Raw genomic sequence first — 12,318 nt, forward strand, 5'->3', positions numbered from 1 at the left:
GAGGCCCAGGCGACTGTTTAACAAAAACACAGGACTCTGCAAAATCGTAAGATGAAGTATAGGGTCTGACACCTGCCCGGTGCTGGAAGGTTAAGGAAGGGGTTAGTGCGTAAGTGCGAAGCTCTTAACTGAAGCCCCAGTAAACGGCGGCCGTAACTATAACGGTCCTAAGGTAGCGAAATTCCTTGTCGGGTAAGTTCCGACCTGCACGAATGGTGTAACGATCTGGGCGCTGTCTCAGCCACGAGCTCGGTGAAATTGAAGTATCGGTGAAGATGCCGATTACCCGCAACGGGACGGAAAGACCCCGTGAACCTTTACTACAACTTCACATTGAGCTTGAATACAGGATGTGTAGGATAGGTGGGAGGCTACGAAGCTGTGACGCTAGTCATGGTGGAGCCAACGTTGAAATACCACCCTTCCTGTATTTAGGTTCTAATCCCTAAAAGGGAAACAGTGTGTGGTGGGTAGTTTGACTGGGGTGGTCGCCTCCAAAAAAGTAACGGAGGCTCGCAAAGGTACACTCAGCATGGTCGGTAATCATGCGAAGAGCGTATTAGTATAAGTGTGCTTGACTGAGAGACCGACGGGTCGATCAGGAACGAAAGTTGGCTAAAGTGATCCGGTGTTTCCGCATGGAAGGGACATCGCTCAAAGGATAAAAGGTACTCCGGGGATAACAGGCTGATCCTACCCAAGAGCTCATATCGACGGTAGGGTTTGGCACCTCGATGTCGGCTCGTCACATCCTGGGGCTGGAGAAGGTCCCAAGGGTTGGGCTGTTCGCCCATTAAAGTGGCACGCGAGCTGGGTTCAGAACGTCGCAAGACAGTTCGGTCCCTATCTGTTGTGGGCGCAGGAATATTGAAGGGAGCTGATTCTAGTACGAGAGGACCGAATTGGACGTACCGCTAGTGTACCGGTTGTGGCGCCAGCTGCACCGCCGGGTAGCTATGTACGGCAAGGATAAGCGCTGAAAGCATCTAAGCGCGAAGCCATCCCTAAGATGAGTATTCCAGCACGTAAGTGTAAAGGACCCCAGAAGACTACTGGGTTGATAGGTTATAGGTGGAAGTGCAGTAATGTGCGTAGCCGAGTAATACTAATTGTCCGACAGCTTCCTTTTTTTAATTACTCTTTAATCATTCATATGTAAGCTCAATGAGCTCGAACAGAACGAAAAAATTACTTCCCATCTATGTCATTTAGCTTTTAGTCTTTAGCTGTTGGTCTTTGGCCAAACCAACTAAAGACCAAAGACTAAAGACCAAAGACTTTATAAAAGAACAACATCAAACGAACGCGTTTGAGATAAGAATTTCCGGTGATTATAGCGTAAGGGTTCCACCTTTTACCATTCCGAACAGAGAAGTTAAGCCTTACTGCGCCGATGGTACTGCACTTCGTGTGTGGGAGAGTAGGTCGTTGCCGGATCAACATAACTAGCCTTGTAGTCGTAAGATTGCAAGGCTTTTTTGTTTTTTACACTTAGTGGCCCTTTGAACCTTATCGTTCAGACAGCTTGCAAGCTGTCTCATTCTACAAAACAGTCATCAAATTACCGTTTAATTTTTCTTATTCCTCAACCCAATTATTTCCCCCGCTATACTCACAGCGATTTCCCTCGTAGTTTTACTGGATATATCTAATCCTATTGGGGCATTTATTTCTGCCAGAACATCATCTGAAAAATCATTTGATAAACTAGATATTAAAGTTTCGATCTTTTTTTTACTTCCTAGGACTCCTATATATCTATAACCAACACCAAGTAATTGACGTAAAACAATATCGTCTTGCCGATAACCGATAGTCATGACCACTAAATAACTATTTTGATCAGGAATTAACGGTATAATATCTTCATAAGTATCTACTATATTGACATCGTGAGCAAATATATTCGAAGTTAATGTATTGATATGCTTTCTGGTTTCGATTATCTTTACCCTAAAGTCAAGCCAGTTTAACAGCTCAGATAACGCTAGTGAACAATGACCACCACCAATAATGACTACAGTTTCCTTTTGTCCAATGACTTCGTTGAATAGGTAACTTTCCTGAGAATATTGAGTGAAGGATGTTAATTGTTGCGCTTCGTTTATAGCTTTTAGTTTCGTTTCATTTTTAGAATATTGGATAAACAATGAAACGATATTATTTTTAATAAGGGAGTCTTTTATGGTGGTGATTGCTGTGAGATATTCTGGCATTAACGGGAGAATCAAAATTGTTTGAAAACCCGAACAGATCATTCCACTTTGATTGACCGGACTATCTTTATTATGTTGCTGTCTTATCAGATGGGTTTTTAGTTTGCTGTCCTGTAAAGCTTTATATACTTTTTCTACAATTTTGACTTCCATGATGCCTCCGCCAATACTGCCTGACATTTCTTTTTTATCATTTACAGCCATCTTAAATCCTACTCTTCCGGGACTACTGCCTTCACTTTCCACAACTATAAGCAGGGCAGTTGGAACAAAATTATGGACTTGTTCTTCCAAAAACTCCCAAAACTTGAGACTGGAATTTTTCATAAGTCCTTAGATCCATATAGAGCCAGCAAAACTTTTTCAGGAGTATACGGAGCATTCATCCGACGTGGCACTGTAGGGTTAAAAGACTGAATTGCATTTTCAATTGCAAAATATGTTCCAAGTCCATACATCAATGGTGGTTCTCCGACAGCTTTGGATTGCAGAATAGCTAGATTTTCTTTATCTGTTATTAATGGAATAATATCTATTTCCTTTGGAGCAGCATAAATATCCGGGATCTTATATGTCGAAAGTGCATTGGAACGAAGTTTCCCTTTTTCATCATAAAATACATCTTCACAAGTCATCCATCCAATACCTTGGACTATACCACCTTCTATCTGACCCAAATCTATCATAGGATTCATAGATTGTCCATAGTCATGTACAACTTTTACAAAATCAATTTCATAATTTCCTCTAATACAATCGACAGTAACTTGAGTCACTGATGTCCCATATACATGGTAAGAAAATGGATGACCCTTACCTTTACTCCAATCAAAGTGTACATCCGGAGTGGCATAATGCGCATGTTCACTCAAACTGACTCTTTGTTCAAAAGCTTTTGAAATAAGTTCTTGCCATGTTATTTTAGTTTCAAGGCTATCAAGAAATACTAATCCATCTCTAATTTCAATGTCAGAATTTTGTTCTTTAGTGTCAGCAATGCTTATAACTACTTTTTTTAATCTTTCCTTAATTGCCTCACAAGCCATAAGTGTTGCTTTACCATTCAAGTCAGCCGTAGCAGAAGCAGCTGAAGGAGAGGTATTTGCAATCCGTGTCGTATTGGTGGAATAAATCCTGATTTTATCTATTGGTAAAGAAAAAATATGAGCTGCAACCTGAGCGATTTTTGTATTCACACCTTGACCCATCTCTACTGCTCCTGTAGTTATACCTACAGAACCATCCGTATAAATATGGACAAGAGATCTGGCTTGATTCATGAGTGTTTTCGTAAATGAAATGCCAAAACAAATGGGCTGCACAGCAAGTCCCTTTTTTAAATGTATATTTTCTTTATTGAATTGATCTACATCTTGCTGCATTTTTTTCAGATCAAAACGGTCTTCAAACTGTTGCCAAGAAGTTTCTGCCTCGCTTTCTGCGAGTTGCCCATATGGAAATACATCTCCTGTTGTGATGAGATTTGCTTTTTGAATATCTGATGCTTTGCAATTCAATTTGGGTGCTGCTATTGCTATAGCACATTCTATGACAAACATACCCTGAGGTCCACCAAAACCCCTAAAAGCTGTGTTGGGGGGTAGATTGGTTTTGCAACAATGAGCTATTGCGTTGACATTAGGTATAAAATAAGCATTAGTGCAGTGGAATAAAGTGCGCTCAAGTACAGCCGGTGAAAGGTCAGCCGCAGCTCCTGCATTCTGAAAAAACGTAACTTCATAGGCTAGGATCTTCAGTTTGTTGTCAAAACCTATTTTAAAATCCGCACTATATGGATGCCGCTTTCCTGTCATGTAAATATCTTCCTCACGACTTAAAGAGTATTTTACAGGTCTTCCTGTGATGTGAGTACCTAATGCGCAAAGTGCAGCCCACGCATTTGCCTGGTCTTCTTTGCCACCAAAACCACCGCCAATTCGAGTTACATCAACCTCGATACTATGCATTTCCATTCCAGTCACTTTAGCTACAGCGCGCTGGACTGCGGTGGGACCTTGAGTCGAAGAGTATACCTTTATTTTACCTCCTTCCACAGGCTGCGCGTATGCGCCCTGCGTTTCAATATAAAGATGCTCCTGACCATTGATATCTGCTTTACCTTCGAAAATATGGCTACAAGAGGACCAGGTTGATTCGGTATCGCCTAGAATAAATTTTTTAGAAGGTATGATGAGTGCTCCCTTTTCATAAGCGATGCGAGGGTCAGTAATTTCTTCAAATGCTTCTATTTTGCAATCAATAAGTTTACATGCTTTTCGTGCAATACTTTCAGAATCTGCCAATACAAGGGCGATGGGCATCCCAATGAAATCCACAATGTTCTCTGCCATCAATGGTTCATCATCGATGATACCACCTATTTGATTAATGCCGGTAATATCAGATGAGATCAATACCTTATGAACCCCTTCCAAATCGCGCGCTTTGGATATATCAAGTTTTATGATCCTTCCATGCGCAACATTTGAAGTAAAAACTCTGGCAAATAAAGTACCCTGAATCAGTGGAATATCGTCCAGATAAATGGAGCGTCCTTTAACATGATCGTGTATATCAATGCTGCGCATATTTCTTTTGGATTTCGATAAAATGAGCTTTAATAAGCTGAAAAGCTAGCAAACGTTTGTATTTTTCCGAACCTCTGATATCTGAAATGGGTTTAATCTCATCCTGCAGCACATCATTAAGCACTTTGTATTGCTCATCTCCTAAGGGCAGTACAAAACCATTGATAAATGAAGACGTGTTTCTCAGAAACATAGGTATAGGACCTACTCCTCCCATAGATAGCACAGCTTGTACAATTTTATTATTTTCAAAAGTTAAAATACAAGCAGATGTAACAGAAGCGATGTCAAGGTGAGTTCGTTTGCTTACCTTTTCGAAATTGAAGAAGGAAGATGCACTAGGTTTTCTGAAGCGAATGGATAGAAGTAGTTCGTTTTTATCTTTCCTTAAGGACTTATAGCCAAGATATAATTCACTTAAGGGCATCCAGTTTTCTCCAGCATTTTCAAGTAATATTTCAGCTTGTAGTGCAATAAAAAAAATCGTCATATCACCAATAGGTGAGGCATTTATAAAATTGCCTGCTAAGGTTGCCATATTGCGTATTGGTGTAGAAGAGACAAGTTTAATATGTTTATCCAGATCAGGAAATATAGACCTGATAATAGAATTATTTAGAAATTGACTTACAGTAGTACCCCCGTCCAATAAAATGAAATCATTCTCTTGCATTATCTCAAATGTCGAATTATCTAATCCTTTGAAATTTGCTTTTGTCTCTAATAATTCATGTCTTTCATGCACATAGAGATCAGTGCCTCCTCCTATAGTCGGAAGATTGATGTCAACATGGTCTGTTATTGCTTTTTGTGACAATTCTTCCAATCTTTGAAAGATAGAACTGAAATAAGATGGTACAACATTTAATGAATAAATAGCATTCTTTTTAGAATTATAATTCATTGAAAGAGAAGCTGATAGTTGATTGGCAGCTCTCTCTATTGATTTATAACCAGTGCATCTGCATATGTTACCATCCATACTTTTCACCGCGTTTAACAAAGATTTTTCTTCCTTTGAAATTGCAAAGCAAGTTAATGACATAATAAAACCGGGAGTGCAGAAGCCACATTGGCTTCCATTATTGTCTGCCATACAACTTTGAACAAGACTTAATTCCTGGCTTTTTTGGGAGATGCCTTCTATGGTGACAATATGTTTGTTTGTTACATTGCCCATGGGCATTAAACAGGAAGTCGCTGTAGAATATTCCATCTTTCCTGATTTTTTAGTACCCACCATGACCGTGCAAGCACCGCAATCACCTTCTCTGCAACCTATCTTGGTACCTTTTAAATGTTTTTGGTACCTGATAAAATCAAGTACTGTTTCTTCAGGCGCGCATTCCGCACTGATAAGTTCGTCATTAAGTATAAAATTAATCATATGATAAATTACGACAAGTTACATAAAATCAATTATATCAAAACGGAGAATTCTGCCTAAAAAAATTGGATTGTATTTCTTTTCGCTTGAATTAAACATTTACGGTTATGATTAGGACTGCCTGGTGATCTTTCTACTCAAAATATACTGGTTGAATCTTTTCAATCATTAAATTATTTTCTTATTATTTCACTATTCATTCCCCATTTTTTCTTTCAGTATTAATCATCTGCACCTTTAAATCCGCCCTCTTGCAAACGTAATTTTCTTTATGCCATTTATTTTTAATATACTGAATGGCATTATTTTCGTATTTTTGATGACAGCTGTATATTAATTCCATCTTAGGTGGGTAGAGAGATTAATTTTTTACCTTATAATCTAAATGAGTTAGTTATAATATTATTAAGATATCTATATGATATCTAATATGTTAAGTTTAATCTTGAAGCTACCCCAGATTTCTTCATGTAACTCAGCTATTTTTTTTTGATTATTAACACATTTACTTACTATCCTTAATTTCATTGTAATGAAACAAGTTCTACCTTTCTTTTTAAATTATTCTACCTTAAACTCTAAACGATTTGCATTAATTTTTGCAATGGTTTTGTGCTCATTTATCGGTTTATTCGCTCAAACTTCTTGGACTGGAAACGCCGGTACTTCATGGACAGATCCGGGCAACTGGAGTGCGGGTGTTCCAGACGCTATGGACACTGTTGCAATTTTTGACGTGGCAAATGACCCAACGATTAGTTCAGCAGATGCTGTAGCCAAGCTGATAACTGTTTATTCAGGGGCTGTTTTAACCATTTCTTCAGGTGCTACCTTAGCTGTTAATGGCTCTTCCACACATGGTATTCTTAATTATGGTACTGTTACTAATAGCGGTGTTGTAAACATTGGGTCCATTTCTTCTTCTGGTTTGTATGGTATTCGTAATCATGGTATTTTTAATAATAATACTGGTGGACAGATCAATATAAATCAAACAAATTTTAGGGGAATTTTAATACTTGCCGGAACATTCACCAACCAAGCTACAATAAACATAGGCTCAACTCACAATATTGGAGCTTATGGTATATATACAATGGGAACATTCAATAATAATACCGGAGGTATGATTAATATAGATAGGTCTTTTGGGTTCGGTGTATATTGCGATACAGGTGGTTCTTTTGACAACAATGCCAGTTTAATAATCGGAGCTATATCACCAATTTCAAACTTAGTATCCGGCGTTGGAATTTTTAATAATAATACAGGAGCTGTCCTAAAAGGAACAGGTTCTATTTCAGCAGCAGTTTATAATACAGCAGGAGGAACTTTAATAACTGGATTTCCGATAGGTAAATTAAATTTTGACGGTAAGGAAAACTTCAATAATGGCACACTGAATCTTGATATTAATGGTAAAAGCTTGGCTGGAGGAGACTTTGACCAGATCGCAGTTGCCGATACAACTACATATGGTGGTACTTTAGCCTTAAATATTAATTTTCCCGGGGCTACGATCGGAGATGAAATTCCTATTATTGCAACTAGTGGCTTCAAAGATACTTTTGATGTGATCACAGGGTTGACTGCCAATTGGTTTATCAATTATCGATCCAGTGGTATCGTATTGAGATATGGTGCATTGACGGAAACTGCCTGGATTGGGGATAGTAGCACAGTATGGTCTGATGTAGATAACTGGTCTGCAGGTATTCCAACTGCTCTTTCAGATGTGTATATTAATGATACTAGTGTTTATTATCCGGTTTTGACGGGTGTAGGTATTGCAAAGTCGGTACATGTAAGAGCAGGTGGCACTCTTACGATTGCTGCTACCGGAACACTGAATATTGAAGGATCAAATGATTTGGGGCTTATTAATGCTGGAACTGTAGACAATAGTGGTGTTATTAATATTGGGGCTAGTATTAGTCCTGGTTTTATTGGTATTTCGAACGGATCAACTTTTAATAATAAACCAGGAGGCCAAATCAAGATCGACCGAACTAGTTTCTTCGGATTGTATAATGAGGCGGGTACTTTTAACAATGAATCAATCATTACCATAGGAGCATTAGCGAGTCCAGGAGGCAATGGATTGTGGAATGTTGGTACTTTCAATAATATGACTGGTGGGCAGATTAATATCGATCGTTCGACAGATGGTGGATTTCTCAATGATTCACTTTCTACATTTACCAACTATGCAAATATTACCATAGGATCTAATTTTAATGTGGGTGGTTATGGATTTAGAAATAAGGGCACATTTACAAATAATAGTAGTGGCTTAATCAAAATAGATCGCTCAGCTAATTTCGGTCTTTATCATACATTCAGCACTTTTGTAAATAATGGAAGCATCCTAATCGGCTCTTTGGATTCAGTAGGTAGTTATGGAATTAATGCAATTGCTTCCTTTGATAATAATGCTGGAGCAATTATCAATATAGACAGGTGTAGGGTCTCAGGTATTTTTAATGCTAAAGGGACGTTTACTAATAAATCTTCAATAACAATTAAATGCCTTGGTCCTTTACCTAAGCTCATATCAGGTCCTACTGGAACATTTGTCAACAATACTACAGGTATTTTAAATGGTTCAGGTAGCATCGCAGCCAAAATCTTTACAAACTCAGGTGGAACACTTTCCCCGGGATATTCTCCCGGTATAATGACGTTTACATCAAGCGAAAATTTCAGCAATAGCACCATCGCTATTGAAGTTAATGCAAACGGTACGCCGGGAGTTAATTTTGATAAAATAGAAGTAGTCGATACAGCTACTCTAGGTGGTACTTTGGCCTTGACATTTCCATATGCTGGAAACCCAGGAGATCAAATAGTTATTCTTTCTGCTTCACTTATCTCTGGTACTTTTGCCACAGTGACAGGTCTTCCTGTAGGATGGACTTTGGATTATTCTCCCACTAGTGTTACCTTAACATATATCACTGCAGGTAGCACTACATGGACAGGAAGTGTAAGTGTAGGTTGGACCACACCTGGAAATTGGTCTGCCGGTGTGCCTATCTCAGGATCTGTCGTCATAATACCAGATGTCCCTAACTTTGACCCTACTATAAGTACAACAGTTTCTGTAAAATCATTAACTATTGATGCATCAGCATCACTTACTATAATACCCGGAGGTACATTGAATATAGATGGTGCCGCAGCTCAGGGCTTACTTAACAATGGAACTATTGCAAATGGCGGTACGATTAACATAGGTAGTACTCTAAATGTTGGTGCTTATGGGCTTAGAAATAATTCTATATTTAACAATAACAGTGGAGGCCAACTCAACATAAATAAGTCAACAAATACAGGACTTGAAAATACAGGTACCTTTACAAATTTGGCAACAATCAACATCGGTAATATTGCTGGTGTAGGTTTGAATGGAATTTTAAATACCTCCATTTTCAATAATAATGTCGGTGGACAAATCAATATCGATCGTTCTGCAGATGCCGGTCTTTATAATAATACTGGTGGCACCTTTACTAATCTTGCAATCTTATCAATAGGTGCAGGATTTGGCGTAGGCGAATATGGTATTTGGAATAAAGCTACCTTCAATAGTAACGGAGGTTCTCAATTGACTATCAATAGGTCTACTGACGCTGCTATTGAGAATTTAGGAACATTTACCAATCTCACAACGATCAACTTAGGCACGATTGCTAGTATTGGAACTTATGGTGTGAGAAATTATCTGACTTTCAATAATAATGCAGGAAGTGCTATTAATGTCGACCGTTCTACTGATGCAGCAATAAACAATGAAGTAGGTGGCACTTTTAATAATCTTACATCAATCGTGGTGGGTGCCAATCAAAACATTGGACAATATGGTGTTTGGAATTCTGCAATTTTTAATAATTCAGGAAGTATTACAGTGAATCGTTCTTCAGTATACGGACTGTGGAACTACCTAGGTACGTTTACAAACACTTCAGCTATTAACATAGGAAATGCTCAAACAGTAGGTCAATTCGGACTTTACAACAATGCTATTTTTAACAACAATGCAGGAGGCGCTATTACAATAGACCGCTCATCTGAGGCAGGGCTATATAATTATGGAACAGGTAATTTCATAAATCTTGCTACAGTCAATATTGGTGGAACAATAGGTGTTGGAAATTACGGAATTCGAAACCTCTCTATGTTTAATAACAATGCAGGAACAATGACTGTCAATGGTTCAGCAAATTCCGGAATATACAATGACAACGGCACATTTACAAATATAGCTGCCATTAATATTGGTTCTACATCTGGCGTAGGTTCATATGGGCTTAGAAACAGAAATGTATTTAATAATACAGGAGGTCTGATCACGATCAACAGATCGACTGTGTCAGGTATATTAATTGAAGCCGGTGATATAAGTAATACAGCAGGTGTCACAGTAGGCAATTTAGTCGCCATGACGGACCTAATCACGGGTGTCAGTGGTAATTTTGCGAATAATACAGGAGGAGTATTTAAAGGAACCGGTAAAGTACAGACAGTCTATTTCTCTTTTGGGGGTGGTACGATCGCTCCGGGATATTCTCCGGGAATCATGACCTTTACAGGAAATACAAATTTTGGTAATAATATTATGAATATCGAGGTGAATGGCAAAACTACAGCAGGTACGGATTTCGATAGGGTAGTAGTAGTTGGTACAGCCACTTTAGGAGGTACGCTTAAGGTCATCAACAATTTCCCGGGAGCCTTAGTCGGTGACCAGGTGACCATACTTACAGCAACTGCAGTATCAGGGACTTTCCCAACGATCATAGGCTTGCCTGCCAATTGGTCAATAAGCTATACTGCTACAAGTGTCATTCTTACACTTGGGCCTACACTTCCTGTGGAACTTTTGACATTCAAAGCCAGACTGCAGAATGATAAGGTATTCTTGGATTGGAAGACTGCTTCTGAGACCAATAACAAAGGATTTAATATAGAACGAAGTGCTGATGGCAAGACCTGGAACACAATAGGTTTTGTTGCAGGCAATGGCACTACCACTAAAGTTCAAACGTATGCTTTTACAGATTTGACATTGATTCAATCAGGGCTTCTGTCTATTGGAGTGGCTTATTATCGCCTCCGTCAGATTGACTTCAATGGTAAGGAGGACTTGTCTAAAGTAGAAAGTGTTGACATCACAAGTCTTAATCGACTATCCAATATGGTGCATATTTTTCCAAATCCTGTGAGTGGTAAGCTTATGAATATTGTCATGAATACTAGCTTGATAGAAGAGGTTACGATCCAGCTATATAGTCCTGCAGGAGCATTAATCGGAAGCAAGGTACTGGTGCCTGGAAAGAATGAAATGGACGTCACAGGTTTGAGCGCAGGGCTTTACATTGTAAAGATCTCCGATAAGCAAAGCAGTATTATGGAAAAGGTCATGATAGTGGATTAAGGTAGCCCATTACATCCATTCTAAATGATTAATACATAAAAAAAGGGAGGAATTGATAAATTGCTCCCTTTTTTTGTAATTTCTTAACCTAAATTAATAATTGAGTGATTAATTCCTGTAATTATGGATTTAACTAATAATTATTTGGAATAAATAAATATTAGAATTATATTTGAAATATTATTAAACACCTTTACAATTAAAAACTTTATATGGATAAACTTAAACACTTCTTCTCTTAATTATTTCATAGATATAATTATCTATTGAATCATTTACTTGACAATCCAAGTTCGGGTTAAATTATCTTAATGTGTATATTATTGAAAATGAGCACTAATGCTCTGGCAATTGCATTGCCTTTTTTAAAATTTTGAAAAATATCAATTAGAAAATTATCTCCAAAAGTTATCTCTATTATTAATTGTGTTGGGAATGTTTGCGGTTACTTAAACTTAAACACCATGAAAATTTTATTTAATTGCCTTGTTATTATTTTAAAGTCAGTATCTTTTACAATGCATATTGAACAAGAAAACGAGACCTTTAACAATCGCAGGAAGCACATTTCAATTTACCTAGATAGTAATTTTGGCGCTAATTATAGTTATTACAATTCTTCAGGAAGTTCAATTATATTTTCCCTTGCCCTTATAATCGTCCTGAAAACAACCAGGGAGAATGACAGAT

General features: G+C 38.1%; 4 protein-coding genes and 2 rRNA genes (1 of these 6 running past the window's edge). 3 read left to right on the forward strand and 3 right to left on the reverse strand.

The features are described from left to right. Positions 1–1,129, forward strand: a 23S ribosomal RNA gene (locus IPI15_RS02180) (it extends 1,778 nt beyond the left edge of the window). Between the two features lie 194 nt (positions 1,130–1,323). Continuing rightward, a 5S ribosomal RNA gene (rrf, locus tag IPI15_RS02185) occupies positions 1,324–1,437 on the forward strand. A gap of 131 nt (positions 1,438–1,568) precedes the next feature. Here the strand turns inward: rrf and IPI15_RS02190 are convergent. The 3 genes from IPI15_RS02190 to IPI15_RS02200 are packed head-to-tail and all read right to left on the reverse strand — an operon-like array spanning position 1,569 to position 6,191. Next, positions 1,569–2,543, reverse strand: coding sequence for an XdhC family protein (locus IPI15_RS02190; RefSeq protein ID WP_287402975.1), 975 nt, complete (start codon positions 2,541–2,543; stop codon positions 1,569–1,571). Then, entirely contained in the window at positions 2,540–4,804 is a 2,265-nt protein-coding gene (locus IPI15_RS02195; RefSeq protein ID WP_287419056.1) for a xanthine dehydrogenase molybdopterin binding subunit, read from the reverse strand. The genes IPI15_RS02190 and IPI15_RS02195 overlap by 4 nt, the downstream gene beginning before the upstream one ends. Then, complete coding sequence (locus IPI15_RS02200) at positions 4,791–6,191, reverse strand: 2Fe-2S iron-sulfur cluster-binding protein (RefSeq protein WP_287419058.1); 1,401 nt, start codon at positions 6,189–6,191, stop codon at positions 4,791–4,793. The genes IPI15_RS02195 and IPI15_RS02200 overlap by 14 nt, the downstream gene beginning before the upstream one ends. Before the next feature lie 532 nt (positions 6,192–6,723). Here IPI15_RS02200 and IPI15_RS02205 point away from each other — a divergent pair. Next, entirely contained in the window at positions 6,724–11,628 is a 4,905-nt protein-coding gene (locus tag IPI15_RS02205; protein ID WP_287419059.1) for a T9SS type A sorting domain-containing protein, read from the forward strand. Positions 11,629–12,318: the final 690 nt, after the last annotated feature.

This window comes from Candidatus Brachybacter algidus (assembly GCF_016707225.1).
Taxonomy (GTDB): Bacteria; Bacteroidota; Bacteroidia; order Chitinophagales; family Saprospiraceae; genus Parvibacillus; species Parvibacillus algidus.